Below are 25,671 nucleotides of genomic sequence, written 5' to 3' on the forward strand. Positions count from 1 at the left end.
ATAGAAGAGAAATTTTTCCTTTCAATTTAGCATCTCCTCTGGTGCTGCAAGCTACTTGCAGTCATGAAATTTGTGAGCGAAAAAAATATAGATCCAGACCTATTATGCAACAGGACAATACAAAGCTTACATTTCTGGAATAGGAATCTACCTAAAGTAGTAAAAATCAATGCAAACAAACCTTTTCTAGTATAGTATACTTTCTCTGATTTAAATTATATTGTTAGCGGTGCTGATAGCAACAGAAATTATTGATTTAGGACTTACGTAAGATGTGACTGAAAACCTTATTCTTGCGTAGGGGTAATTCATGAATTACCCCTACTTTCGTTCCCTTTTGCGTAAGTCCTGTGATGATTAAATTTTGCTCCCAGACGGATACGAAATGATTGATTTTGTTCTTCGTTAAACTTAGCTACAGCCTGTTGCATATCTAAAGCCATATTTGCTATGGACATAGGATGATCACTGCGATAATTAGGTAATCCAGCAACTGTCATGTAAGCATCACCAATAGTTTTGATTTTTTTGACTCCATGCAGTTCAGCTAATTCATCAAATAAGCAGAATATTTCGTTAATAAATAAATGCTATTTTCTACATACAAATATAAAGGATGCTTAAATTTAAATTTATTCAGCAAGCCCTACTTAAAGAAAAAATTGTTCCTATCCAACTCTTGAAACTGTCACCGTGGCGTAGCACCTGTCACCTGTCACTGGTCCTTCACAGATAACTTTTTCAGCAAACCCTATTTGCAAGTCCGATATTTCGGAAGTTAACAGCGCCTCTAGTTGGTTTATACCAAAATTTCTTTTGGGAATCATGCACTTTTTGGGTTATGAGTAATTAAAGATGAATGAGTTGGGAGAAAACCTAACATGGGTCGCAACCCCACTTTAACTTTTGATCGTGGTACGTTAATTTTACATCCTCCTCCACGCTGCAAAGCTTGGATAGATTTTGCTACCTGGGATGATAGAATTGAAAAATTCCGCATTCCCGCGATTAGATACCGTTGTTTAGTCGAAGCACTGCAAGCAGAAGATACTTTTTTTATTGATGAGGCTAAGGAATTTTCTGCTTTGGAGTTAGTCCCTAGTTTAGAAATGACTCCCTATCCCCACCAAAATGAGGCTTTAGCGGCTTGGAAGTTGGCAGGTAGACAGGGTGTGGTGGTGCTACCCACGGCAGCGGGTAAGACTTATTTGGCACAAATGGCCATGGAAGCAACACCCCGCACTACTTTAATTGTTGTTCCAACTTTGGATTTAATGCACCAGTGGTATGCACACCTAAAAGCGGCTTTTCCTGATATGGAGTTAGGTTTGTTGGGTGGTGGTTCACGGGATAAAACACCTATTTTAGTGGCAACTTATGATAGTGCGGCTATTCATGCGGAAAGTTTGGGTAATAAATATGCGCTGATTATTTTTGATGAATGTCATCATTTACCCACAGATTTTAATCGAGTGATTGCGGAATATGCGATCGCACCTTATCGTTTAGGACTTTCTGCTACACCAGAACGCACCGATGGCAAACACGCTGATTTAAATATTCTCATCGGTAGAGAAGTTTATCGGCAACGTGCTGAAGATTTGGCAGGTAAGGCTTTAGCAGAACATCAAGTTATACAGATAAAAGTCAAATTATCTCAACTTGAAAGAGAAAAATATAATCAGTTAATTCAAACTCGGAATGATTTTTTAAAGCAATCTCGCATTTCTTTGGGCAGTTTGCAAGGTTGGCAAACTTTTGTCCAAATGAGTGCGCGATCGCAAAATGGACGCAGAGCAATGTTAGCACATCGTCAAGCTAAAGAAATCGCTCTGGGGACTGATGGGAAGTTGAGAATTCTTGCTGATTTATTAGCTGAACATTACCCCTCTAGAGTGTTGATTTTTACGGCTGATAATGCTACGGTTTACCGTATTTCTGGTGAGTTGTTAATTCCTGCTATTACTCATCAAACTCCTGTGAAAGAACGGCATGAAATTTTAACTAAGTTTAAGGAAGGTATTTATAATACTTTGGTGGCTTCTCATGTTTTAAATGAGGGTGTTGATGTTCCTTCTGCTTCTATAGCAATTATTCTTTCTGGGACTGGTTCTGCAAGGGAATATATCCAGCGTTTGGGTCGGGTTTTACGTAAGGGAAATGTGGAAAATAAACAGGCGATTTTATATGAAGTTGTGGCGGAAGATACGAGTGAGGAGGGTACTTCGGCTAGAAGACGAGGTTTAAAAAGTATTGAACCACGAAGACACGAAGGACACGAAGAGAAGAGGGAAGAGAAGAATGAGAAGAAAGAAGATAAGAAGAAGGAGAGAAGGGGTAATTTAAGGGTTGTTTATGGGGGTGGTAAGGAAAGAGAAAATCAAAGGGATTTGCGGGCGGCTGAACAGTTGGAAATTAATTATTCTCTTAATAAGAAAGATGTTGACAACGGAGTTATTGATTCATCGTCAAAACGGGGAGGAAATTATCCCGAAGAGACTGAAACTTGATGATAAACATTTGGGTTTAGCTAGTGATTTAATTCAGTTTTTTCAGGATGCTGTGAGGAAGTCTCAAGGGGTTCTTGAACGTCAATTGGCTGATTTTGAAGGTGATACTACTGATTATCGAATGAAGCGCGGTTTGGCTTATATTCTGAAAAGTAGTTTCTGCACTTTTGAGGTTGTTAGTCCTCTCGAACCTGCTATGTTAAGAGAACGGGTGTTTTCTCTGGCTGCAAAATCTGTTTCTAGTCGGGAAAATACAGAGGCAATTTTAACTAAAATTGCTGATGATTTAAGTCGGGAATTACAACGGGAAGTTTTACCTGTTCATGTTCATGAAGGTCTTTATGCTGATTTATCGGAAAATAAAATTTTAACCTCTTTTGATGCTCCTAAACCTGAAGATTTATTACATCGTTATAATTTGTCTCAGGTACAAGGTGTGTTTTATAAAGCTACTCATTTGGTGTTAAATGCTCATCGCAATGTACCAGGAGAATATAAGTTATTGTTCCGTTATTTGAAGTTGTTTCAATTAATGGCTTATATTGAAGGTGATGCGGATCATGGTTTTACTATTAGTATTGATGGTCCGACAAGTTTGTTTAGTCCTAGTACCCGTTATGGTTTGGCGATCGCTAAATTAATTCCTGCTTTACTTCATGTGACAAAATGGAGTTTATCCGCAACTTTACAAACACGAGATTTTTATACTAATGAATGGAAAACTGGCAGGTTTACACTCAATTCTGAATGTGGTTTAGTCTCTCACTATCCTCAAGGTAAGCCTTATGATAGTATGTTAGAACAATCTTTTGCTGATAAATGGGATAATTTAAAAAGTGGTTGGATTTTAGAACGGGAAGTTGATTTAATTCCTATTCCTGGAAGTGTGATGATTCCCGATTTTCGGCTGGTACATCCTGATGGTAGAACTTTTTTATTAGAAATTGTCGGTTATTGGCGACCAGAATATTTACAAAAGAAATTTTCTCAAGTACGCCGTGCTAATTGTGATAATTTAATATTAGCTATTTCGGAAAGATTGAATTTAGAAAAAGCAGGTGTAAAATTAGATAATGTCCCTGCTAGAATTGTTTGGTTTAAAGAAAAATTATTACCCAAAGCAGTTTTAGCGGTAATGGGTGATGGGTAATTGGTAATTGCTAATTGGTAATTGGTAATAACACCCAGATCCCCGACTTCTGCGTTCAAGTCACAATTTATTGACAGGATAATAAAAGGAAATTGGGGATCTGATTACTCTTAATTATTACTGCTCAAATTCTCATTAATTAACTGTTGAAATTCCTCTAAAGAACTGACGCTAATACTAGGTAAAAGTAAGGTTTCTAACACAGATATATCATCAATTTGATTGATAGATGTGACGAGATCATCTGGTAAAGTATCAAAGCGATTTTGCAGAATTTTGATAATATCTTGTTTGCGTGTTTCTTTTGCTCCTATTTGCTGCCCAATTTGCTGCCCAATTTGTTGACCTCTTTCTAGTGCCATTTCTTCTATTGTGCTTAAAAAAGGCATATTGCGCTCCTTTTCGTATTGATTAAGTTTATTTTTAAATTCCAGTTCTAGTTGTGTTGGTAAAGTCATCATTTTATCAAGGAACTTACCTAAATTAATGATATCAAATTTAGTTAAGCCCCTTTCATACAAACTTCTGACTAAATTCCATTTCCATTGTTCTCTTTGGGTTAAATTGCTAGTAGTAGCTTTGGTTTTTAAATGCGCCATGACTACTGTAGCAAAAATATTATCACTAGCTTCTAATTGCTCCCACTGATAATCTAAGAGTTTCACGTTACTGAAAGTCATTTTAACTTGGCTTTCTCCCATGCCGTATTCATAAGAATTGGGTCGCCAAGTTTTACTCTCATCTCCTAGTATAGCTAAACTGATGACGGGTTTATGATATAAATCAAAGGCGCGATAGTTATAGATAAACATTCGCTGAGGAAATGCTTTATCATATTGGCTTTGAACTTCAATATGAATCAAAATCCAGACTTCTTGTTCATCCAGTAACCAAACCTTATACAATTTATCAGCATAGCGTTTTTCTGTTTGGGAAGATGCTGTAATTTGCTCTAATTCTTTATCGAGGGAAATGGGGGTTTTTTGCCAATTAATTTGTTGATGAAGATGGGGGTAAAAGAAAGATACAAAAGATTCAAAGTATTCTGATATTGCTTCTTTCCATGTTTCGTCATAATTAGCGGTAGTTTCATTCATTCAAGCACCTGGGAAAAATCTATTACTTACTAAGTATTTACTAAATATTAGGATCTATACCATGAGAACGTAATATTTCTTCTAAACGTTGCGATCGCAATTTTTCAGATTCAGCTTTTTTCCTTTCAAATTCAGCCCTTTGTCTTTCAAATTCTGCCCGTTCCCTTTCCTGTTGCAGTAGTTCTTCTGCTGTTAAATATCTCTTTCGTTGTTCATCATACCAATATAACCATTCTCTGGTAATTCCTTGATATTTTCCTTCTTCTCTACCTATTCCTAAATTCAATTCTGATAACCATACTGCTTCACCTGGCAATAATTGATATTTGCCATTTTCTAATTTATAAACCTCTAACCTTTGTTTCCTTTTTCTTAATGGGTTATAAATCACATAATATAAAATTCCTAATTCTGCATATTCTTGTTTCTTTTGGGTATATTCTCCCCTTCTAGTTTGAGATACTACTTCTAACACCATGATTGGTAGTTTTTGTTCTTCCCATAACACATAGGATAAACGTAAATCTGAGTCAATAATTCTCGGTACACCAATACTTAGAAATCCATCTGGTACTATTGCTGGTTTATCTGGATCATAATATATTCCCATATCTACGCCAAAAAACCAATCCATTCTTTCTGACCAAATTAAGGCGAGTATGGTTTTTAGTAACCCTGGTATTAAGTCTTGTAATTCCTTATCCACTGGTGTATCGTCTGAATCTGGTAAGTCTTCAGCAGAAGGTAAACATTGCCGAGTATCATATTTTAATAACATATCTTCTCAAACCAATCAATGTTTCTTTTTTACAATATAACATATATAATACATCAAGAATCATTGAATGCAGATAAACACAGATAAAGATGAATAATTAATTCAATGTCCAAAATATAAAATTTTCCTTAATTTTAAATTATATGTAATTAGCATTACAAATCTATCTGGGGCATGATTTATGATTACCCCCAGTTAGAATATTTTTATGAAAAAACTCAAAATCATGAAAACTAAAATTTCTGTCATTTTAACAATTGTAGCGGCTGTTTTTGGTGTGAATAGTGCCGTTTATGCACAATCAACTGAGCAAGTTAATCAAGGAAACTTTACTTTAAAAAGTGATTCTTTAGTTGATGTTAATGATCGTCGTGCAGAAAATGATTTTAGCAGATTTTTTAATCAACAAAATAATCAAGGTACGGAAAATAATACTTCTGAAGAATTGCCCTTGAGTGAATCAATCACAATTCCTGCTACTCTTATTTTTCTGCAACCAGCAAATCAAAATCTGAATGAAAATGATGGTCTGCAACTACAGTTAGATTTAAGTGATAACCAATAGGAATAATTGGTAATTGGTAATTGGTAATTGGTAAAAACTATCAACTGTCACCTGTCACCTGTTACCTGTCACCTAATTTCTGACTCCCAAAAGATAATTTGGCAACATTTTGCAGTAAAATTAATCCTTTGGAGAGAAGAGGTTTTTTTAATGACTCGTGTCATCATTGTGCGTCATGGTCAAAGTACCTATAATATTGAAAGACGTATCCAAGGACGTACTGATGCGTCAACTTTAACGAAAAAAGGTCAAGACGATGCTAGGAAAACGGGTAAAGCTCTGAGTAATATAGCATTTAAGGCTATTTACACCAGTCCCCTGAACCGCGCTAAAACAACAGCAGAAATTATTTGCAGTGAGTTAGTGGAAAAGTTTGGGGAAATACAAGTTTGTGAAAATTTAGTAGAAGTAGACTTACCGTTATGGGCGGGAATGTTATCTGTTGATGTCAAAGAGAAATTCCCTGATGATTATAGTATATGGAAAAAACGTCCCCATGAATTGCGGATGATGATTAATGACGCAGATGGGACAAGAGAACATTTTCCAGTTTTAGCTTTATACGCACAAGCACAGCAGTTTTGGCAAGAAATTTTACCCCGTCATCAAGGGGAAACTATTCTTATAGTTGGACATAATGGTATTAACCGAGCTTTAATTAGTACGGCTTTGGGTATTCCTCCTAGTGGTTATCATGGACTACAACAGTCTAACTGTAACATTAGTGTATTAAATTTTGCTGGTGGTTTGGGTGAACCTGTGCAGTTAGAATCAATGAATCAAACGCAACACCTGGGAGATACTTTACCGAGTTTACGCCCCAATCATCAAGGATTTAGATTATTATTAGTACGTCACGGCGAAACCGAATGGAATCGTCAAGGTAAGTTTCAAGGGCAAATTGATGTACCTTTGAATGATAATGGCAGATCCCAAGCGGGAAAAGCTGGGGAGTTTCTCAAAGATGTGACATTTGATTTTGCTTTTAGTAGCACTATGGCACGTCCCAAAGAAACCGCCGAAATTATTCTTAAACACCATGAGGATATTCAGTTGCAGTTATTGGACGGTTTAAGAGAAATTAGTCACGGAACCTGGGAAGGTAAATTTGAATCAGAAATAGAACAGCAATTTCCCGGAGAGTTGGAACGTTGGCGCACTGTTCCGGCTGAAGTGCAAATGCCAGAAGGGGAAAATTTACAACAGGTACATGAACGCAGTGTAGCCGCTTGGCAGTCAATATTAGCAACTGCTGAGAAAAATCAGTTACAAACGGGCTTAGTGGTTGCCCACGATGCGACTAATAAAACTTTGCTTTGTCATATTCTAGGATTATCACTGGAAAATTTCTGGAATTTCCGTCAAGGTAATGGGGCTGTAAGTGTCATTGATTACCCTAATGGTGCTGGTGGTTTACCCGTATTGCAAGCAATGAATATTACTGGTCATTTAAGTGGTGGTGTGTTAGATAAGACAGCCGCAGGAGCATTATAATTGCGCTGATTAGCATATCTGGGGCGGGCAAGATGCCCACCCCACATTATATTCTTCCCTAATCACCAACTACCAATTAGAACAGATATTTTAAGTATTAAAACAGACATGATAAATGAACTTCTACAACAAGTAAGGGTAATTGATCCGGTTTCGGAAACTGACCAAATAGCCGATGTATTAATTGTTGAGGGTGAAATTAAAGCGATCGCTCCCCAAATTTCCGATATTAGCGCCGATACTGTTATTAAAGATTGTCGGGGTTTAGTTGTAGGTACTGGTTTAGTTGATTTATATAGTCATTCCAGCGAACCAGGGTTTGAAGAAAGAGAAACTTTGGTTTCTTTGCTGCAAGCTGCATCTGCTGGTGGTTTTACGAGGGTAACAGTATTACCAGACACAAATCCAGCTATTGATAATCCCGCTTTAGTGACACAGTTACAGCAAAAAAGAGTAGAGAAAGGTTCACCCCATCTTCAGGTTTGGGGGGGAATGACTTTAGATTTAGCTGGTAAACAGTTAACTGAGTTTGCAGATTTAGTTACTGCTAGAGTTGTGGGTTTTACGGATGGGAAACCTTGGGAAAATTTGGGTATAGTCAGACGGGTTTTAGAATATCTGCAACCTTTTGGTAAAGTTGTGGCGTTTTCTCCCTGCGATCGCTCTTTGTCTTTAAATGGTACAATCCGAGAAGGTGCGGAGGCGTTACGTATCGGTTTACCCCCTGTTCCTGCTATTGCGGAAACAAGTGCGATTGCTGCTTTATTGGAATTAGTCGCGGAAATTAGGACACCTGTACATATTATGCGGGTTTCTACTTCCCGGAGTGTGGAATTAATTGCTACTGCAAAATTTCAGGGTTTACCAGTGACAGCTAGTACCACTTGGATGCACCTGTTATTAAACACCGCAGATATTAAGAGTTATCATACTAGCTTGCATCTAGAACCACCTTTAGGTAATGCTACTGATGTTAAAGCTTTGCGTGCTGGTGTGCGTGGAGGTGTAATAGATGCGATCGCCATTGATCATGCAGCTTATACTTACGAAGAGAAAGTACAAGCTTTTAGTGAATCACCACCAGGAGCAATAGGATTAGAATTAGCATTACCCTTACTATGGGAAAATCTCGTAGAAACTGGAGAATTTACAGCTTTAGAATTATGGCAAGTTTTGAGTAATAAACCAGCAGCTTGTTTACAACAAGAAATCAAACCGATTAAACCAGGGGAAAAAGCAGAGTTAACATTATTTGATCCTGAAAAAATCTGGAGAGTTAGTCGAGAAAGTCTTTATTCACAAGCTGATAATACACCTTGGTTTGGCAAAGATATTAAAGGTAGAGTTTTACAAACTTGGTGTTAATAGGGAACTACCAGATTATTTACTTTTGTAAAGTTTGATATTTCGACTTATGGGGGTATGAAGAGGGTTGAAATACCCTTATCTTATGGTTTTGGGGATTTGTAACGTTTTTCATAACCAATTCCCCGCAAGGGGATGGAAACAACTTGTTTATCTCGCTCCAAGGGGAGCGATTTTTTTAGGGTTTTTCATAACCAATTCCCCGCAAGGGGATGGAAACCAGCAGACAGTTCCAGACAGGTGTCTGTAAGAGTCATCAGTTTTTCATAACCAATTCCCAGCAAAGGGATGGAAACCAGCAGACAGTTCCAGACAGGTGTCTGTAAGGGTCATCAGTTTTTCATAACCAATTCCCAGCAAAGGGATGGAAACTTGGCAAAGTCTTGATTCTGCTCAGAAGTTTTTCACAACCAATTACCCAGAAGAGCATGAAAACAAACCCCCGATCGCAACAATTAAAACAAATGCGATCGCGCTATTTTCCATAATTCCCAGCAAGGGGCTAAATATATTACAAATACGGGATTTCTTAAAGAAACCCCATATCTATCAGTAGTTATAAACTTGCAAATTTAAGTTAATTCTAACCATCCTTGATAACCGGTCACAATGCGATCGCCATCTTTGAGAATATGAACTTCTATTTGATCACTCGCCCAACTAATTTGATCTTTAAATTCTGGGTTAAAAACATGAACTTTTTGATTTCTGGAAGAAACCGGAGACAAAGGAGAATTAATAGCTAAAGACTTGACAAAAGGACCATCTATTAAAATATCTAATTCCGCTAATAATTCCTGAGAACCAGGAGGTGCAGATTCAGATTGTAATTCTTTTAAAGTAAAACCAGTAAAAGCCATCACATTTAAACCAGCAGCTTTAACTTTATGTGCTAAACTAGCTAATGCGGAAGCTTGCCAAAATGGTTCTCCACCAGAAAAAGTTACACCTGTATTATGGGGGTTTTTAATAATATCTTCCGCTAGTTTATCAATCGCAACTAATTGATTTATTTCAAATTCCCAAGATGCGGGATTAAAACAACCTTCACACTCACGCGGACAACCTTGCACCCAAACCACAGCGCGACAACCAGGACCATTCACTTCTGATTTATCAACATAACCCATGATGTTAAGATAACCATCCGGAATTTGTTTCAGTGCTGATAAGATTTCTGTTGTTGTTTTTGTTGTTGCCATATTTATTTAACTCGTGAAAAATACAACTGTAAGCAAGTAGGTAATAGGTAATAGGTAATAGGTAATAGGTAATAGGTAATAGGTAATAGGTAATAGGAAAAAATAAAATTGATTACCCAGTCCCCAGTCCCCAGTCACCAGTCCCCAGTCACCAGTCACCAGTCCCCCCCCAGTCACCAGTCACCAGTCACCGTTTGTATTGCCATCCTTCCCTGATATTCTTGTCTAAATTGTGTAATTCCTTCAATAATATTTGGTAAATCAATTGTCTCTAGAGGACGATTAATTTGCTGTAGTTTATTTGACGAAACAGCATCCAATACTTTTCGGTTAAGCCCAAAACAACGAAATAACGTAGGTTGGGTTGAGGAACGAAACCCAACATTTACAAGGGTTTGTTGGGTTTCACTTCGTTCAACCCAACCTACAAAAATCCTTAACCGAACAGTATTGAAACAGCATCCAGTTTAACGGCAACAATATCCGCTATTGATATAGCAGGCGACAGTTTACAAGTCAAATTACAAGTCAAAATTCATGCGTTCAAAAGTCAAAAGTTTTATCTATTGATAAATCAAGAGGATTGAACGATATCTCATGGTTTACGCTTCACAAACAGACTGTTTTAACTAATCTTATTGAGAATTTATCATTAATTTGTGAGGAAGTTGTGAGGTAAATTTTCTTATCTCTTGGTAGTGAATACAGTTGTAAACATCATCACCATACCACCTACAAGAATAGCGATCGCTAATCCTCCTGTGAGCAAATCTAACGTACTATTATCTATGTTCATTGTTTAATCACTCCCAAATTTACTAAAAATTTACTAAAAATTTACTGTAATTTTCTGAGTAAATTACTAACATCCTTCCCTGCAAGTGAAGGTGAGAAAATTAAAGCCTCTCTCCTACGATGAGAGAGGTTTGGAAAGAGGTCTTAATTTTTCCCTAATTCCTTACCAAACAAAGTCCGATACATCAACCGATAAATATCTGTATTATCCACCGTTCCATTTAACAACCCAGCATTAAAACCATGCGCTTTCGCTATTATTCCTCCAGCATTATCACCAAAACCAGACCATGATATAGCAAAGGGAAAACGTCTACCCTGTTTATCAGGTGCAGAAATAAAAGGTAACGTACTTGTTCCTTCTTTCCCATCCCAAGGTGCGCCATTTTCACCTTTTTGTGGTAATGGTTTATCAAAAGGAAAATCTTTCCCTGTTGCTCCCACCAATTCTAACCCACCAGCATCACTATCAGCCGTAGTTACTAATAAAGTATTCGGGTTTTTCTCAATAAATTTCATTGCCACACCAACAGCATCATCAGCACGTTTTAAGGCAGTGAGACAACCAATGGCATTATTATAATTACCGAAATTATCGCTGCCTTCTTCCTCTAAAACAATCAAGAAATTTTTACCCTTTTGCGATAAAATCTTTAACGTTACATCCAACTGTTCCCCTACCGTCGGTGCAGTGGCCACATATAACGGTAAATTACGTTGTTTCAAGTTTTCTTCTGTTTCATCATTGTAGGTATCATCAGCCGCAAAAATTCCCAACACCTTTTTAGTATTTGTTGGTAACTTCAATAATTCATCACGAGTGTAAACAACGGTGTAACCTTTCTTTTTCGCTATTTCTACTAAATTTAACCCATCAGTTCTTTGACTTTGAGATGCGGTAGAATGTCTTCCCGCTACTCCTTTGGGAAGATACCACATTTCCCCACCACCTAAAATTACATCTGCACCAGATTCTACTATTTGTTTAGTAATATCTGCAAAATTGCGACGACTGGGAGATTTTGCTAAAAATGCACCTGTTCCCGGTTCATGAATCATCCCAGAATTAATAATAGCCGTTCCTTTGCCCGCTTTTATGGCTTCTTCCATAATTGTTTGTGGTTTTCCAGAAAGCGCCACCACTGGTTTACCGTTTTCATCCAACCCAAAAGAGTCAGCATTTACCTTTACCCCAGTAGCATGAGTTACCGCCCCACCATTGGAAGTTCCAGATAATTGATTTTTCATGTGTCCCAGGTAAACAGCCAAATTTGACATTTGATCCCAATTTAATCTGCCATCTGGTCCAGTGTAGAGTATTCTAGTTGCGCCCCAGTGCGCTGCACTCGTACCATCTGGATGGATAAAGATCACATTACCTTGGACAGAGGTATTATTGGCTAAGATATGTGGTGTATGACTGAGGACAGATATCACAGCCAAAAGTAAGAAACCAATAACTTTTTGATTCAATCGTCGTAACATTGCTTTACATTTAAACTATAGGTACAATCAAACGTAAGAAGTCAGAAATCGTAAGGGCGAAGCATTCGGGCAAGAAATTATCAATTTTCTGACCAGGCTATTTTCCTGTAAGGGCGAAGCATTCGGGCAAGAAATTATCAATTTTCTGACCAGGCTATTTTCCTGTAAGGGCGAAGCATTCGGGCAAGAAATTATCAATTTTCTGACCAGGCTATTTTCCTTTAAGGGCGAAGCATTCGGGCAACAAATTATCAATTTTCTGACCAGGCTATTTTCCGAATGCTTCGCCCCTACTTCGCCCCTACGTCGCCCGTACAGGTCTTTTGATAATACATACTTTAATCGGTAATTGTTAAGAAATGGTAATTAAGCTGTTGGACATTTAACTTACATACTATCTAAAATTAAAATGCAGACAATTGAAAAAAAGTCAAGTAAAAAAACCTGGGCAAAAGCCATATCCCAACCGGCAAAAGAATTTCCCCCCACTCAATTACCAATAATTGCGGGTAAAATTCCTGAAGGGTTGCGTGGTACACTTTACCGCAATGGTGCAGCAAGATTACAACGGGGGGGTGTATCCGTAGGACATTGGTTTGATGGAGATGGGGCTATTTTAGCAGTTCATTTTACCGATGCAGGTGCTACGGGAATTTATCGGTATGTGCAGACTGCTGGTTATCAAGAAGAAACCACTGCGGGTAAATACCTATATGGTAATTATGGCATGACTGCACCGGGTCCGATTTGGAATCAATGGCAAAAACCAGTGAAAAACGCTGCAAATACTTCGGTTTTGGCATTACCGGAGCAACTTTTAGCACTTTGGGAAGGTGATAACCCCTATGCTTTAGATTTAGAAACTTTAGAAACCAAAGGTTTAAATAATTTAGGTGGTTTAACTAAAGGACAACCTTATTCTGCTCATCCTAAAGTTGACTATCAAACGGGAGAAATATTTAATTTTGGCATGACTCCTGGACTTAATGCCATATTGCATATTTATAAAAGTGATTTTACTGGTAGAATTATTCAACAAGCAAAGTTTACGTTAGCAGGTTTTCCGATTATCCATGATTTTGTTTTAGCAGGACAATATTTAATATTTTTTGCTCCGGCGGTACGGTTAAATATTTGGCCTGTTTTATTTGGGTTGAGTAGCTACAGTGATTCTTTAACGTGGCAACCAGAAAAGGGAAATCAGATTATAGTTATTGATAGAGAAAATTTATCTTTAGTCAGTCGGGGAGAAACAGAACCTTGGTTTCAGTGGCATTTTAGTAATGGATATGTTGATGATAGTGGTACTGTAATTGTTGATTTTGCTAAATATGATGATTTTCAAACTAACGAATATTTGCGAGAAGTAGCGACAGGAGAAACTCACACCTTTGCTAAAACTTCCTTGACACGGGTAAAACTAAATCCGCAAACTGGCAAAGTACAAGAAATTGCAACTTTATTAAATAGAACTTGTGAATTTCCTCATGTTCCAGTTAAAAATGTCGGTAATTTCTCTCGTTATAGCTATATGTCTATTTTTCGGGAAGGAACAGATACAGAAGGTGAGATATTAAATAGTATTGCTCGTTTTGATCATGAAAATGGAAATTTAACAGAAGCAAACTTAGGTGAAAATTTTTATCCTTGTGAACCTCTTTATATTGAAGATACTCAAAACTCTCAGCAAAGTTGGGTGTTGACAGTGGTTTATGATGGTAATAGTGATAGTAGCGAAGTTTGGATATTTGATGGCGATCGCCTCAATGAAGAACCTGTTTGTCAACTTGGTTTACCCAGCGTTATCCCCCATAGTTTCCACGGTACTTGGAAACCTGGTGACTGGTGACTGGTGACTGGTGACTGGGGAAGAAATATTTACCTCCTGCCTTCTGCCTCCTGCCCTCTGCCTCCTGCCTCCTTGAACTCCTGAAAATTCAATGTTTCAACTACAACACACCCAAAACAGAAAACCAGGATGGTCTTTGGATGAACGAGATCCAAAGTTCATCGAAAATATCATGCCTATATTGGGCATTTTATACAACTACTATTTTCGCGTCCAAACCAGTGGCTGGGACAATATTCCAGAGGGAAAAGTTCTGTTTGTCGGTTCTCACAATGGCGGTTTGGCATCCCCGGATACATCCATGATGCTGTACGACTGGTTACGTCGCTTTGGTACACAAAGACCTATTTACGGTTTGATGCACCCCAAAGTTTGGGAAGTTTTTCCCCCAGCAGCGGAAATGGCGATGAAAGGTGGTGCTATTATGGCACATCCAAAAATGGCTTATGCGGCTTTTAAGGCTGGTGCGAGTGTGTTAGTTTATCCTGGTGGTGCGGAAGATGTGTTTCGACCCCATCAAATGCGGGATAAAATCTATTTTGCAGAACGTCGCGGTTTTATTAAGTTAGCACTGCGGGAAAATGTGCCTATTGTTCCCGCTATTTCCTGGGGGGCGCATGATACCCTGATAGTTTTGGCTGATTTGTATAAAATTATGCAGCAATTCCATCAATGGGGAATGCCTTGGTTGTTTGATGTTGATCCGTTGGTATTTCCTGTTTATTTAGGTTTACCTTGGGGTTTAGCAGTAGGACCATTGCCGAATATTCCTTTGCCAGCGCGTATTCATACCAGAGTTTGTCCACCTATTGTATTTGAACGCTATGGAAAAGAAGCAGCAAGCGATCGCAAATATGTGAATGAATGCTATGAATTAGTCAGAAGCAAAATGCAGGAAGAACTAGATAATTTAATCAAAGAAGCAAATAAATAAGGAGTCAGGAGTCAGAAGATAAATATTTCTTCCCCAGTCACCAGTCACCAGTCACCCTATAGGATAATTTCCAGGGTTAACAGCATGAATAAACTCACTACCAGAATGTGGTCTACCTCTTTTATAGGCTGCTTCTTCTGGTTTTCCCCAACCCATCTGTAAAATTAATTCCAAAAAATTCGCATTTTCCCACTTTAAAAAACTTGCCCATTCTGTCCTTTGGGCTATTCTTTCTACATCTAAAGTATTAATTTTTTCGTGTTGTCTACCATTACTCAAACTTAAATATAAATCCATATCTGTTGTAACTTGATCCCAAAATTCCAACATAGAATTTTTCGCAGCTTTCAATATTTCCAAATCAGTATTTAACGCTATTAACTGCGCGTCAACCTCTGGATAATGGAAAGTTTTACCCTTCACAGTCAAATCTTTCCAAACAATTCCAGAAACTTGATTTTCGCGTTGATATTCATGAATAGAAGCTTTAAAATCTTGATAGGCAGTGAATTTTTGTAGCCCTTCCGTTGGGATAAACTGGTCTATAACTGGATTACCTGAAACCGTCACATCCAACTTTAGGCGTTCTCCTTTCAAGCAAGCTTGCCGTTCTGCTGCTAAAATTTGAATGAGTTCCAGCGTAGTATAAACTTTGTTCATTAGTTATTGGTTATTAGTTATTGGTTATTAGTTATTGGTCATTAATTATTAGTCATTAGTAATTTAACTATTATGTCTTGGTAAAAATAAAAATGCAGTATCAGAACCAACTAAAAATTCAAATCTGAATATAAAACAAGTATATCGAAATTTTTACAGAGTAGTCTTGAGACAACTTTTGATATTAGCCTGAGAATTAATTCTCAGACCGTGGTACAATTACAAAATGTCTAGAGTTTACTGGCTCAACTCACTGCTATACTCATTAAATGAACGCTGTTTGAACTCAATAGACTGATCACGAGGTAACAAATTAAATACCTCCCTAAATTTATCATCTATTTCTTCAAAAGGTACTTGACCTTTTTTATTCAAAACAACTTTTCCCGACTGATCAAAAAGAACAACCTGCGGTACAACACCAGAATAATAATATCCTGGTTCTGTGGGTTCATAACTGTCTTTCACAGGAATAGTATCAACACTTACAGGAATAATTTCCGCAGCACGTCCATAAAATGCTTGAGTCTGGGAAATATACACCGCATACTGTTTACAATCGCTGCTATCATCTACATAAAAAGCCAGCATTGCGGGTTTATGTTCTGCTAAAGTCTGTCCTAAGGTTAGTTTGGAAGGAACGAGAGAACCATTACCCGCAAAAACCACGAAAATATTACCTTCGTATCTGTCATCCTTCATACCTGCAAAAGCTGGTTGTATACCTACAATAAATAGGCAAAGCAGCAATAATAGGCATTTTGACAGCAACCGTCGCCAGTTAGCAGTTATGTTAGTTTGTAAAAAAAGCCAATTTATGCTACTCATCAACAAAAACCTTACTTAACACTTTTGCCTAGATTTATCCTAGATATATAATTACATCTGAGTGCTATTTTTTCACCATAACTTTTAGTGGTATTCTCTTTAGCAACAATTGAAAATTCTAAACTACACAAAAAAATCACTCTTAAACCCTCTTAACTTTGCGTTCTTTGCGTACTTTGCGGTTCGTTATAAAGCTGAATACTGATAAGTAACTACTGATAGCTATAAATGACTGGTATTTTTTACCAATATTAGCTAAACTGACAAAATTAATTTTGTAAATAAAGACATTACTTAACAACTGCTGTGGGAAAGAAAATACAACTTATAGATAGAGTCAAACTGGGTTTAGCAGTATCCATTGCTAAAAGTGTGACATTTTTAGTACGTTCTTTGCGTCTTGGTGCTGCTAGTGTATTACCAGGTTCTATTGCGCGACGCATCGAACCCAGACTTTTACAATTATTGAGTCAACAAGTTAAAAACGGTGTAATTTTAATTGCGGGTACAAATGGAAAAACCACAACCGCGCTGTTATTATGTACGATTTTAGAACGCACAGGTTACAAAATTGCCCATAATTCTACTGGTGCAAATTTAGAGAATGGTTTAGCGACTGCTTTAATAGAAAATTCCAGTTTATTAGGTGCTTTAAATGTTGACTATGCAATTTTAGAAGTTGATGAAAATATCGTTCCCAAGGTTTTAAAACCTTTACAACCAAAAATTATTATCTGTTTAAATTTATTCCGGGATCAACTTGATAGATATGGAGAAGTTGACACTATCAGTAAAAAATGGACTAAGGTAATTTCCACCTTACCAGAAGAAACTGTAGTTATTCCCAATGCTGATGATCCAACTTTATCATATTTAGGTCAACAGTTAAATCAAAAAGTGCTATTTTTTGGATTAAATGAACCAGAGAATTATTTAGAATCAATTCCTCATGCAGTAGATTCTATTTATTGTCCCAAATGTGGACATTCTTTAGAGTATCAAGGGGTTTATTTATCCCATTTAGGAGATTTCTCCTGTCCTAGTTGTGGGTTTAGTAAGAGTCAACCCAGTTTAGAAAGTAGTGAATGGTCACAAATTCTTGTAGGTTTATACAATAAATATAATACCTTAGCTGCTGCTACTGCTGCAAAAGAATTAGGAGTTGAAGAAGGGAAAATTAGAGAAGCAATTAATAATTTTCAAGCAGCTTTTGGACGTGCAGAAGATTTGGTAATAGATGGTAAAAAAGTGAGGATTTTGTTATCTAAAAACCCTGTAGGAACAAATGAAACTATTAGGGTAGTTACTCAAAGTACAGATAAAACTACATTAATGGTTTTGAACGATCGCACACCTGACGGAACAGATGTATCTTGGATCTGGGATGTGGATACAGAAAAATTAGTAGAAAGAGGTGGAACATTGGTAGTGAGTGGCGATCGCGTGTATGATATGGCGTTAAGATTACGTTATAGCGAGAAATCTATTGACAGTAAAATTAACTTAATTGTTGAATCAGATTTAAAGAAAGCTATCACCATTGCTTTAGAACATACACCGAAAAATGAAACTTTGCACATTCTTCCTACCTATTCAGCAATGTTAGAAGTGCGGGAAGTTTTGACTGGGAGGAAAATTCTTTAACAATTGATAATTGACAATTGACAATTGAAGGTTTACATCAAATAAAATAGATCCCCAACTTATTGAATAAAGTCGGGGTTCTAAATAAATTTACACTAAATAACTGGTATTTGGCACAATTTGAAAGAAAGCATATTCATACCAAGCAGTCCAAATAAAACTTCTAATCCAACGTTGATATTTTTCAGGAGATAATTCATAATTAAACTCTCCCTCAGAAATATCAATAGAAGATAAATGAGAATTACAACCGCAACCGTGATGATAGGTAAAACCGTATTTTGAAGCAATACTTTGTACCTTCATTTGCACTGCAAAAACTTTACCTGAATGTAAAATTGCATCCCAAGAACGTTTATGTTCAATATCTCGTTTGTCAAATCTTAAAGCGCGTTCTTCAAATACATGATCTCTGTAAATTGGTGCTAAATGCACATGATAAAAACTTGCAGGTAAGTCATATCCAAACTCGTTAAAAAGGTCAATTCCAATTAAAGCAACTTTCACTTCATGAGATAAACCTTGAGATTTCACATCTTTTAAAATTTGTTGAAAATCTGGATATTGATCCTTTAAAAAATCATTTCCGTAAAATTCCAAAGTTTCATAAGCTAACTTTCCAAACAACTGAGAAAACGCTGATTTAAAACCAGCTAACTCTGGACGTTCATCAAATAAATCTACATCACCTTGCGCGAGTTTATATTGAAATAACTGCGCCATTTTTACATAAACATCGGGATTTTTAAACCCTACATTTGCTTTTCCGTCAGCGATATTTTGCCAAATAAAGGGTAGTTGAGAAATAGAAACCGCATTTTCACCAGAAATTACTGTTAAATTGGGAGTTTCAATTAGTTTCATAGATGATTTACCTTTGAGGAGAATTATCAAGATAACTTGTGATTATGGTGACAAAATGCTCAAAAAAACTGTTACGTAAAATACTAAATAAACCCAAATAAAAATTATGACAGGGTGTAAAACAATGAAAAAGCAAGATTGTAAATTCAAGTAACTACCGAATAGGAATTTTTACCCAATCGTGTAATATTTATGTTATAATCATTTAGACTTAGAACTATAATATTATTAATCACAATAGAAGCTACATAAAAAAGCAAAGGAGTAAAAAATGACCACTAAACTCATTGCCAAAGTCACCTCAGAAGGAAAACTAGAAATTCCCCCAGAAATATTACAGCAGTTGCAACCTGAATCAGAGTATGAAATAACTGTAACAGAAAGGTCTATTATTCTAGAAAAAAAATCTAACTCAACAGTTGATTTAGATAAATTTCTGGAAGAACTAGACCAATTAGAACAAGATCCAGAACAACCGACTTTAGAAGAAATTAGTGAAATTGTAAAAGAGGTTAGACAAGAATTATGGGGTAAGAAATGAGAGTTGTTCTTGATGTTAATGTTTGGATATCAGCTTTACTGTGGGGAGGTGTACCATCTGGTATTTTACATCTTTCTCGACAGAAACAGTTAACTATTTTTGTCTCTCAATCCTTATTAGAAGAATTAGAGAATACTGTAAAACGTCCTAAATTCCAAGGTCAAATAAAAAGCAAAATCGTACAATTGAATATTTAATGTCAATAACTCAAGGGTTTTGTGAAAAATGTCCTAATATTTCCCTAGATATAGATATATCCCAACTAAGAGATATGAAAGACTATCATATCTTAGCTGCTGCTGTATCTGCTCAAGCTGAAGTTTTAATTACAGGTGATCAAGACTTATTAGTATTGAATAAATTTGCAGAAATATTAATTATGACACCTGCGGATTTTCTAAATACTTATTTCACATCTTCATGAATAAGAAAAATCAAACTTAATTCCTCTGCGTCCTCTGCGTCTGGATCGGTTCGTTCCTATCATACCCTATAAACACCAAACAAATTATCTAAAAAATATTGAAAACTCCCAAAAATGAGTTAACATAAAACGCAAAATAAACATAACTGTAAAACAATGGAAATAATAATTGGTTGGTTATATCCCAAATTAATGAGTACCTACGGAGACAGAGGAAACGTCATTACCATAGAAAAACGCGCTCAGTGGCGGGGATATGATGTTAAAGTATTACCATTAGATCAAAATGCCACCGCAGATGATATAAAATCAGTAGATATAATTGTTGGTGGAGGAGCGCAAGATCGTCAACAAGAAATAGTCATGCGTGACTTACAAGGTGCAAAAGCTGACGCAATGCGAGATCAAATTGAAAACGGTACACCAGGAGTTTTCACCTGTGGTTCTCCCCAACTTTTAGGACATTATTACGAACCTGGTTTTGGACAAAGAATAGAAGGTTTAGGAATATTAGACTTAGTTTCCATTCATCCAGGAGAAAATACTAAACGTTGTATAGGTAACTTAGTTATAGAAGTTACCGCTTCCCGACTCGCGCAAGAACTAGAAGCAATGATAGGGACAAAACCTTATTTAGTCGGGTTTGAAAACCACGGAGGAAGAACAAAATTAGGGAAAGTAGAAGCTTTAGGAAAAGTAGTTTATGGTTTAGGTAATAATGGAGAAGATGGTACAGAAGGAGCGTTTTATAAAAATGCGATCGCTACCTATTCACATGGTCCTTTATTACCAAAAAATCCCTTTGTTGCAGACTGGTTAATTCAAACAGCGTTAAAATTAAAATATCAACAAGAAATTAAACTGACACCTTTAAATGATACCTTAGCAATCCAAGGTAGAGAAGCAATGTTTCACCGTTTAAAAGTGAACTTACCAAGTGTTACTAAGATTCAAGTTTAATATCATTTCCGTTAGATCACAAATGACTCCTGACTCCTGTACGGGCGAAGCATTCGGGCGATAAATTATCAATTTTATGAAAAGGTTATTTTCCGAATGCTTCGCCCCTACGACTCCTGACTACTGATTACTATTTTGACTTTGAATTTGTAAAAAAGGACGTACAATCAAATAACCCGCACTAAACCCACCAATCATAATAAACACAATAGTAAAAAATAACCACCAACCATTCAACCCCCTAGACTCAGACTCTAGGGGTAAATAATAATGTACTTCTTGTTCTTCTATATACATGGGTTCTGATACCGGAAAATTCATATCCATCACAGGTACAGAAACAACCTCACGACGGACTTTTTTCGGTGGTTTAGGAGTTGGTTGACGTGGGGAAGGTGCTGTTTTCACCATCTTCTTTTTAGGTAATTTTCCCTCAATTTTTTTACGGCCTTTGGGTTGAGGTTTAGAAGTATTTTTTACATTTGCATTAGCTATAGGTATAGTTTGATTATTTGGTTTATTGTTTTGTGCATTATTTTGTGTATTGTTTACATAAGCATGATTTTGAGGAGTAGAGTGAGAAATTGGTGTACTAGGTTGAGTTTGAGAACTTGGTGCATGAGAACTTGGTGCAGAAGAGTCAATTAACTTTTGCAGTTCTAAACAAGACTGAACAAGTTTGTTAATTTCTTGACGCAGTTGTTGATTTTCCTGGGATAATTTTTGATTGTGGTTAGTGACTACATCTAACTTAGCTTGTACTGCTTGTAACTCTGCAACTAATTCCCGGTATACCGAAACAGGTACAGACGGGGAATATCTGGGAGTCGGTGGTTTAGTATGAACATTAGGGGTAGTTGCTCTCATCTGCATATTGGTATAAAAATTAGGTTTTTAGATTAACAAAATATACTATCAGAGTAAAGTTATCCCGGAGAGGAAGTTTCAACCAATTTTTAACGTTTTTCCAACAACGGGAAAAAATGTCCCACAGGTCCACTTCCCTTCCCAATATCCAAAGAATAAGTAAGTGCAGTTGTCACATATTCCTTAGCTTCTTGTACCGCATTCCATAAATCTTTACCCAAAGCTAAATTAGCAGTAATCGCAGCAGATAAAGTACAACCAGTACCATGAGTATTTTTCGTTTCTACCTGTTTCGTCCTCAAAACTTCCAACCTTTCCCCATCAAACCAAACATCCACCCCTCTCAACTCTCCAGACATTCCCCCACCCTTGACTAAAACCGCTTTTGTACCTAAATTTTTATGTATAATTTCGGCAGCAATTTGCATATCCTCCAAAGAAACAATTTCCAACCCGCTTAAAATCTGCGCTTCATAACGATTTGGTGTAATAATAGCCGCTTGGGGAATCAATTCATCACGTAAAGTTTTCACCGCATCATCATCAATCAACTGCGCTCCTGTCCGTGATACCATGACAGGATCTACCACCAAATTATTAATTTGTAAAGTTCTGACTTCCTGCGCTACAGTTGAAATAATTTCTTGATTTAGCAACATTCCTGTTTTTGCAGCTTGCACACCAATATCTTCAACTACCGCCCGAATTTGTGCTATAACAGCCTCTGAAGGCATGGCATCAACCCGGATCACATCTAGAGTATTTTGGGCTGTAATACAAGTAATAGCACTTGTACCATGAACACAGTGAAAAGCAAAAGTTCTTAAATCTGTTTGAATACCCGCACCACCACCACTATCCGAACCAGCTATAGTTAAAGCTACAGGTATAAATTTTTGATTTGTTTTTTTATTGGTAGTCATTAACATTAACTCTCAATTTTAACAACATTAGACATCTCCGGAAATTAAATATACATAACCTGAAACCCATTCGTAGGGACAACTCATGAATTGTCCCTACATCTTTTTCGGACAAGTCTATTAACAATATAAAAATTTACTCATTTGCAGAATGTAAATTTCCCAGAAATCCCTGCAAAAATTTAGCCCATTCTGCTGCTAAAGGAATTTCTGTAAAGGGAACTCGTACTGATTTAGCAGATTCAGAAAATACAAATTCTAACTCAATCACACGACCTTTTAAGGGAGGATTTTCCATTTCCACTTGTTTATCATTTACCAACAAGCTGATTTTTTCAACATCTAATAAACTAAAAGTTTGCAGTTGAATAGGTCCTTTAGTAGTAGGTTTTCCCCAAGTGATATCATTACCTTTTTGAGCGAGTACAGCATAAATATCATACTTAGCCCGTTCAAACTGTTCTGCCCAAATTTTATAAGCTTCTAGTTTCTGATATTCCTGGGAACCTTGCCAGGCTAACCAGAAAAATGCGCCTAACAAAGGCAACCATAAAAGACCACGTTCCATAATTCGTAATTGGTAATTAGTAATTCGTAATTTTTTCTAGATTTTTTCTAGTCTCCACTGTCCCAAAAATACCACTATATGAGTTATCGTAGTGTGCAAACTGACAAAAAGCGATGAGTTGATATGAGAAGACTTATATTATTGTGCTTGTTTGTCATCGGCTTGGTTGCTGCCGTATTCGGATACCTGAATTTTCAGGGATTGGCAACCAAAGGTGAATTTGAGACAATATTACTGGATTTTCGGGAAGATTTACCAGCAACAGTCATAAAGCAAGACTTACAAGCGATCGCTCAACAATATAACGTTACACCCCAACTGGATAACCAATTTTCAGAGGCTGATAATGTGTATATTATCAAAGGCGATCGCCAACGGTTAAAAGACCTGAGAAAATCAGCTTATGCCCAAAACACAGAATTTATCGAGCCTAACTATATTTATCAAGCAGTTCCCATTGGTGAAACAGCCTGGTTAGGAGACTTTCTCCGTCCTCAAGATGGCGATGAAGAACCAAGCACCTCCTTAACAGGTCCCAACGACCAATATTACAGCAAACAATGGAATTTGCACAAAATTGGCGTAGAAGGTGCATGGACACGCACCAAAGGCAGCGGTGTAACAGTTGCAGTCATTGACACAGGTATCACCAAAGTCCGGGACTTGTATGAAACCAAAATAGTCAAAGGTTACGACTTTGTAAACGACACCGAAACCGCCCAAGACGACAACGGACATGGAACTCATGTAGCCGGTACAGTCGCCCAAGCCACCAACAATAAATATGGTGTAGCTGGAGTTGCCTACGAAGCAAGTCTCATGCCCTTAAAAGTATTAGGTGCTGATGGTGGTGGAACAGTAGCCGACATTGCCGAAGCCATCAAATTTGCCGCCAACAACGGCGCAGATGTCATTAACATGAGCTTAGGTGGTGGTGGCGAAAGCCAGTTAATGAAAGAAGCCATCGAATACGCCCACAGAAAAGGTGTGGTAATCGTTGCCGCCGCAGGTAACGAAAGCACCGACGGTTCTAGTTATCCCGCCCGTTATCCTCACGTCATTGGTGTTTCCGCCTTTGGACCCGACGGGGAAAAAGCAGACTATTCTAACTTTGGTGCAGGAGTAGACATTTCCGCCCCTGGTGGCAGTGATGCAGGTGCAATACTCCAAGAAACCATCAACGAAAACGGCGAAGGCGTATTTTTAGGACTGCAAGGTACAAGTATGGCCGCCCCCCACGTCGCAGGGGTAGCAGCATTAGTCAAAGCAGCCGGAGTTACAGACCCAGAGGAAATTTTAAAAGTCCTCAAACAGTCAGCTAGAGTCATACCAGAGGACGCATTAAACTATTATGGCGCTGGACAACTTAACGCCGAAGCCGCAGTTAAACTTGCTAGTGAAGGACAAATTAGCTTTAACGACTTTTTCCGGTGGTTAAGGGATAACGGCTACATCAACCCCGGCTTTTGGATAGATGGTGGCGTTGTTGCCCTAGTACCGAAAATTTTAATGGTAGTAGGTTCTTATCTCCTCGCTTGGTTTTTACGGGTTTACTTCCCCTTCTCCTGGAGTTGGTCTTTATCCAGTGGTTTAATATTTGGTAGTTCTGGTTTATTCTTCCTCAAAGGAATTTATATCTTTGACCTTCCCCAGTGGCCATTCCGGGTTTTGGGTAGTTCCATACCCGAACTAGGCAACAGTATACAAGGAACAGGTGCTTTAAATCCCCTCTTTGCCAGTGTATTAATTCCCATGCTTTTAATAGCATTGCTATTAGGACATCCCAACTGGAAATGGTTTGCCATAGGTTCTAGCCTTGGTGTAGCAGCCTGTTTAATAGTCAGTGCCATTTATGACCCCGCAGTTTGGGGTCTAGGAGATGGTACATTAGCCCGCATTTTCTTACTTGTCAATGCCCTACTGTGCTACGGACTAGCCCGTTTAGCATTGAAAAACGACGAACAACCAGCTTAGGAAGAGGTGACAGGTGACAGGTGACAGGTGACAGTGAAGAAAAACTTTCTATGATTTCTGACTCCTGACTCCTTGAACTCCTGACTCCTTGAACTCCTGACTCCTTGAACTCCTGACTCCTTGATATCCTGACTCCTTGAACTCCTGACTCCTTGAACTCCTGACTCCTTGGTTTCCTGACTCCTTGAACTCCT

The 25,671-nt window shown here is 37.5% G+C and carries 25 protein-coding genes; 13 read left to right on the forward strand and 12 right to left on the reverse strand.

Features of this window, described 5'->3' with window-relative positions:
• Positions 1-308 precede the first annotated feature (308 nt).
• The gene (locus tag H5968_RS11885; protein ID WP_370569765.1) at positions 309-581 is read right to left on the reverse strand and encodes an adenylate/guanylate cyclase domain-containing protein; all 273 of its coding nucleotides are present in this window, start codon (positions 579-581) and stop codon (positions 309-311) included.
• A gap of 300 nt (positions 582-881) precedes the next feature.
• Between H5968_RS11885 and H5968_RS11890 the strand changes: the two genes are divergently transcribed.
• Complete coding sequence (locus H5968_RS11890) at positions 882-2,510, forward strand: DEAD/DEAH box helicase family protein (RefSeq protein ID WP_187040125.1); 1,629 nt, start codon at positions 882-884, stop codon at positions 2,508-2,510.
• Positions 2,440-3,660: a DUF790 family protein gene (locus H5968_RS11895; RefSeq protein ID WP_187040126.1), complete on the forward strand. Its 1,221-nt coding sequence runs from the start codon at positions 2,440-2,442 to the stop codon at positions 3,658-3,660. Before H5968_RS11890 ends, H5968_RS11895 begins: the two co-directional genes overlap by 71 nt.
• 110 nt (positions 3,661-3,770) lie before the next feature.
• On the opposite strand, the gene H5968_RS11900 is transcribed toward H5968_RS11895, so the two are convergent.
• Positions 3,771-4,757 (reverse strand): hypothetical protein, encoded by a 987-nt coding sequence (locus H5968_RS11900; protein ID WP_187040127.1) that lies wholly within the window; start codon positions 4,755-4,757, stop codon positions 3,771-3,773.
• Between the two features lie 40 nt (positions 4,758-4,797).
• Positions 4,798-5,535 carry a Uma2 family endonuclease gene (locus tag H5968_RS11905; protein WP_187040128.1) on the reverse strand — a complete coding sequence of 246 codons (738 nt, stop codon included), beginning with the start codon at positions 5,533-5,535 and terminating at the stop codon, positions 4,798-4,800.
• Between the two features lie 226 nt (positions 5,536-5,761).
• On the opposite strand from H5968_RS11905, the gene H5968_RS11910 reads away from it, so the two are divergent.
• The 3 genes from H5968_RS11910 to H5968_RS11920 all read left to right on the forward strand — a co-directional run bounded on the left by H5968_RS11910 (position 5,762) and on the right by H5968_RS11920 (position 8,959).
• Positions 5,762-6,100: a hypothetical protein gene (locus tag H5968_RS11910; protein WP_187040129.1), complete on the forward strand. Its 339-nt coding sequence runs from the start codon at positions 5,762-5,764 to the stop codon at positions 6,098-6,100.
• A 150-nt stretch (positions 6,101-6,250) separates the two neighbouring features.
• Positions 6,251-7,594 carry a histidine phosphatase family protein gene (locus H5968_RS11915; protein ID WP_187040130.1) on the forward strand — a complete coding sequence of 448 codons (1,344 nt, stop codon included), beginning with the start codon at positions 6,251-6,253 and terminating at the stop codon, positions 7,592-7,594.
• Between the two features lie 108 nt (positions 7,595-7,702).
• Positions 7,703-8,959 (forward strand): dihydroorotase, encoded by a 1,257-nt coding sequence (locus tag H5968_RS11920; RefSeq protein ID WP_187040131.1) that lies wholly within the window; start codon positions 7,703-7,705, stop codon positions 8,957-8,959.
• A gap of 572 nt (positions 8,960-9,531) precedes the next feature.
• Here H5968_RS11920 and H5968_RS11925 read toward each other — a convergent pair.
• The 3 genes from H5968_RS11925 to H5968_RS11935 form a co-directional block, all read right to left on the reverse strand.
• Positions 9,532-10,161 carry a 4Fe-4S single cluster domain-containing protein gene (locus H5968_RS11925; protein WP_187040132.1) on the reverse strand — a complete coding sequence of 210 codons (630 nt, stop codon included), beginning with the start codon at positions 10,159-10,161 and terminating at the stop codon, positions 9,532-9,534.
• A 939-nt stretch (positions 10,162-11,100) separates the two neighbouring features.
• Positions 11,101-12,441 (reverse strand): alkaline phosphatase, encoded by a 1,341-nt coding sequence (locus tag H5968_RS11930; RefSeq protein WP_187040133.1) that lies wholly within the window; start codon positions 12,439-12,441, stop codon positions 11,101-11,103.
• Between the two features lie 27 nt (positions 12,442-12,468).
• On the reverse strand, positions 12,469-12,696 hold the full coding sequence (locus H5968_RS11935) for a hypothetical protein (RefSeq protein WP_187040134.1): 228 nt from the start codon (positions 12,694-12,696) through the stop codon (positions 12,469-12,471).
• A 154-nt stretch (positions 12,697-12,850) separates the two neighbouring features.
• Here H5968_RS11935 and H5968_RS11940 point away from each other — a divergent pair, with 154 nt between their 5' ends.
• Positions 12,851-14,290 carry a carotenoid oxygenase family protein gene (locus tag H5968_RS11940; protein ID WP_187040135.1) on the forward strand — a complete coding sequence of 480 codons (1,440 nt, stop codon included), beginning with the start codon at positions 12,851-12,853 and terminating at the stop codon, positions 14,288-14,290.
• Between the two features lie 91 nt (positions 14,291-14,381).
• The gene (locus tag H5968_RS11945) at positions 14,382-15,224 is read left to right on the forward strand and encodes a lysophospholipid acyltransferase family protein (protein ID WP_187040136.1); all 843 of its coding nucleotides are present in this window, start codon (positions 14,382-14,384) and stop codon (positions 15,222-15,224) included.
• A 51-nt stretch (positions 15,225-15,275) separates the two neighbouring features.
• Here H5968_RS11945 and H5968_RS11950 read toward each other — a convergent pair whose 3' ends face one another.
• Positions 15,276-15,884 carry a hypothetical protein gene (locus tag H5968_RS11950; RefSeq protein ID WP_137666097.1) on the reverse strand — a complete coding sequence of 203 codons (609 nt, stop codon included), beginning with the start codon at positions 15,882-15,884 and terminating at the stop codon, positions 15,276-15,278.
• Between the two features lie 237 nt (positions 15,885-16,121).
• Positions 16,122-16,712 carry a thylakoid membrane photosystem I accumulation factor gene (locus H5968_RS11955; protein ID WP_096571829.1) on the reverse strand — a complete coding sequence of 197 codons (591 nt, stop codon included), beginning with the start codon at positions 16,710-16,712 and terminating at the stop codon, positions 16,122-16,124.
• Positions 16,713-17,018: 306 nt separating this feature from the next.
• On the opposite strand from H5968_RS11955, the gene H5968_RS11960 reads away from it, so the two are divergent.
• Entirely contained in the window at positions 17,019-18,356 is a 1,338-nt protein-coding gene (locus H5968_RS11960; protein WP_187040137.1) for a Mur ligase family protein, read from the forward strand.
• A 90-nt stretch (positions 18,357-18,446) separates the two neighbouring features.
• On the opposite strand, the gene H5968_RS11965 is transcribed toward H5968_RS11960, so the two are convergent.
• The gene (locus H5968_RS11965) at positions 18,447-19,220 is read right to left on the reverse strand and encodes a hypothetical protein (RefSeq protein WP_187040138.1); all 774 of its coding nucleotides are present in this window, start codon (positions 19,218-19,220) and stop codon (positions 18,447-18,449) included.
• A 271-nt stretch (positions 19,221-19,491) separates the two neighbouring features.
• Here H5968_RS11965 and H5968_RS11970 point away from each other — a divergent pair, with 271 nt between their 5' ends.
• The 4 genes from H5968_RS11970 (at position 19,492) to H5968_RS11980 (ending at position 21,145) form a co-directional block, all read left to right on the forward strand.
• On the forward strand, positions 19,492-19,761 hold the full coding sequence (locus H5968_RS11970; protein ID WP_187040139.1) for a hypothetical protein: 270 nt from the start codon (positions 19,492-19,494) through the stop codon (positions 19,759-19,761).
• On the forward strand, positions 19,758-19,958 hold the full coding sequence (locus H5968_RS25115; RefSeq protein WP_222620658.1) for a putative toxin-antitoxin system toxin component, PIN family: 201 nt from the start codon (positions 19,758-19,760) through the stop codon (positions 19,956-19,958). Before H5968_RS11970 ends, H5968_RS25115 begins: the two co-directional genes overlap by 4 nt.
• Positions 19,958-20,185 (forward strand): putative toxin-antitoxin system toxin component, PIN family, encoded by a 228-nt coding sequence (locus H5968_RS25120; protein WP_222620659.1) that lies wholly within the window; start codon positions 19,958-19,960, stop codon positions 20,183-20,185. Before H5968_RS25115 ends, H5968_RS25120 begins: the two co-directional genes overlap by 1 nt.
• Before the next feature lie 156 nt (positions 20,186-20,341).
• Positions 20,342-21,145, forward strand: a complete 804-nt coding sequence (locus H5968_RS11980) for a type 1 glutamine amidotransferase (protein ID WP_187040140.1) — start codon at positions 20,342-20,344, stop codon at positions 21,143-21,145.
• Positions 21,146-21,265: 120 nt separating this feature from the next.
• Here H5968_RS11980 and H5968_RS11985 read toward each other — a convergent pair whose 3' ends face one another.
• The 3 genes from H5968_RS11985 to H5968_RS11995 all read right to left on the reverse strand — a co-directional run bounded on the left by H5968_RS11985 (position 21,266) and on the right by H5968_RS11995 (position 23,503).
• A complete protein-coding gene (locus H5968_RS11985) occupies positions 21,266-22,012 on the reverse strand; it encodes a hypothetical protein (protein WP_187040141.1) in 747 nt (248 codons plus the stop codon).
• A gap of 89 nt (positions 22,013-22,101) precedes the next feature.
• Entirely contained in the window at positions 22,102-22,935 is an 834-nt protein-coding gene (gene thiD / locus H5968_RS11990; protein ID WP_187040142.1) for a bifunctional hydroxymethylpyrimidine kinase/phosphomethylpyrimidine kinase, read from the reverse strand.
• A gap of 136 nt (positions 22,936-23,071) precedes the next feature.
• Positions 23,072-23,503: a hypothetical protein gene (locus H5968_RS11995; RefSeq protein ID WP_096571837.1), complete on the reverse strand. Its 432-nt coding sequence runs from the start codon at positions 23,501-23,503 to the stop codon at positions 23,072-23,074.
• Positions 23,504-23,626: 123 nt separating this feature from the next.
• Between H5968_RS11995 and H5968_RS12000 the strand changes: the two genes are divergently transcribed.
• Entirely contained in the window at positions 23,627-25,477 is a 1,851-nt protein-coding gene (locus H5968_RS12000; RefSeq protein ID WP_187040143.1) for a S8 family peptidase, read from the forward strand.
• Positions 25,478-25,671: the final 194 nt, after the last annotated feature.

The sequence above is a fragment of the Sphaerospermopsis sp. LEGE 00249 genome, assembly GCF_014299995.1.
In the GTDB taxonomy this organism is placed as follows: domain Bacteria; phylum Cyanobacteriota; class Cyanobacteriia; order Cyanobacteriales; family Nostocaceae; genus Sphaerospermopsis; species Sphaerospermopsis kisseleviana.

Excerpts from the sequence above, each read along its gene's own strand:
- H5968_RS11890 (WP_187040125.1), top strand. The coding sequence starts at position 882 with ATGGGTCGCAACCCCACTTTAACTTTTGATCGTGGTACGTTAATTTTA.
- H5968_RS11895 (WP_187040126.1), top strand. The coding sequence starts at position 2,440 with ATGTTGACAACGGAGTTATTGATTCATCGTCAAAACGGGGAGGAAATT.
- H5968_RS11900 (WP_187040127.1), bottom strand. The coding sequence starts at position 4,757 with ATGAATGAAACTACCGCTAATTATGACGAAACATGGAAAGAAGCAATA.
- H5968_RS11905 (WP_187040128.1), bottom strand. The coding sequence starts at position 5,535 with ATGTTATTAAAATATGATACTCGGCAATGTTTACCTTCTGCTGAAGAC.
- H5968_RS11910 (WP_187040129.1), top strand. The coding sequence starts at position 5,762 with ATGAAAACTAAAATTTCTGTCATTTTAACAATTGTAGCGGCTGTTTTT.
- H5968_RS11915 (WP_187040130.1), top strand. The coding sequence starts at position 6,251 with ATGACTCGTGTCATCATTGTGCGTCATGGTCAAAGTACCTATAATATT.
- H5968_RS11920 (WP_187040131.1), top strand. The coding sequence starts at position 7,703 with ATGATAAATGAACTTCTACAACAAGTAAGGGTAATTGATCCGGTTTCG.
- H5968_RS11925 (WP_187040132.1), bottom strand. The coding sequence starts at position 10,161 with ATGGCAACAACAAAAACAACAACAGAAATCTTATCAGCACTGAAACAA.
- H5968_RS11930 (WP_187040133.1), bottom strand. The coding sequence starts at position 12,441 with ATGTTACGACGATTGAATCAAAAAGTTATTGGTTTCTTACTTTTGGCT.
- H5968_RS11940 (WP_187040135.1), top strand. The coding sequence starts at position 12,851 with ATGCAGACAATTGAAAAAAAGTCAAGTAAAAAAACCTGGGCAAAAGCC.
- H5968_RS11945 (WP_187040136.1), top strand. The coding sequence starts at position 14,382 with ATGTTTCAACTACAACACACCCAAAACAGAAAACCAGGATGGTCTTTG.
- H5968_RS11950 (WP_137666097.1), bottom strand. The coding sequence starts at position 15,884 with ATGAACAAAGTTTATACTACGCTGGAACTCATTCAAATTTTAGCAGCA.
- H5968_RS11955 (WP_096571829.1), bottom strand. The coding sequence starts at position 16,712 with ATGAGTAGCATAAATTGGCTTTTTTTACAAACTAACATAACTGCTAAC.
- H5968_RS11965 (WP_187040138.1), bottom strand. The coding sequence starts at position 19,220 with ATGAAACTAATTGAAACTCCCAATTTAACAGTAATTTCTGGTGAAAAT.
- H5968_RS11970 (WP_187040139.1), top strand. The coding sequence starts at position 19,492 with ATGACCACTAAACTCATTGCCAAAGTCACCTCAGAAGGAAAACTAGAA.
- H5968_RS25115 (WP_222620658.1), top strand. The coding sequence starts at position 19,758 with ATGAGAGTTGTTCTTGATGTTAATGTTTGGATATCAGCTTTACTGTGG.
- H5968_RS25120 (WP_222620659.1), top strand. The coding sequence starts at position 19,958 with ATGTCAATAACTCAAGGGTTTTGTGAAAAATGTCCTAATATTTCCCTA.
- H5968_RS11980 (WP_187040140.1), top strand. The coding sequence starts at position 20,342 with ATGGAAATAATAATTGGTTGGTTATATCCCAAATTAATGAGTACCTAC.
- H5968_RS11985 (WP_187040141.1), bottom strand. The coding sequence starts at position 22,012 with ATGAGAGCAACTACCCCTAATGTTCATACTAAACCACCGACTCCCAGA.
- thiD (WP_187040142.1), bottom strand. The coding sequence starts at position 22,935 with ATGACTACCAATAAAAAAACAAATCAAAAATTTATACCTGTAGCTTTA.
- H5968_RS11995 (WP_096571837.1), bottom strand. The coding sequence starts at position 23,503 with ATGGAACGTGGTCTTTTATGGTTGCCTTTGTTAGGCGCATTTTTCTGG.
- H5968_RS12000 (WP_187040143.1), top strand. The coding sequence starts at position 23,627 with ATGAGAAGACTTATATTATTGTGCTTGTTTGTCATCGGCTTGGTTGCT.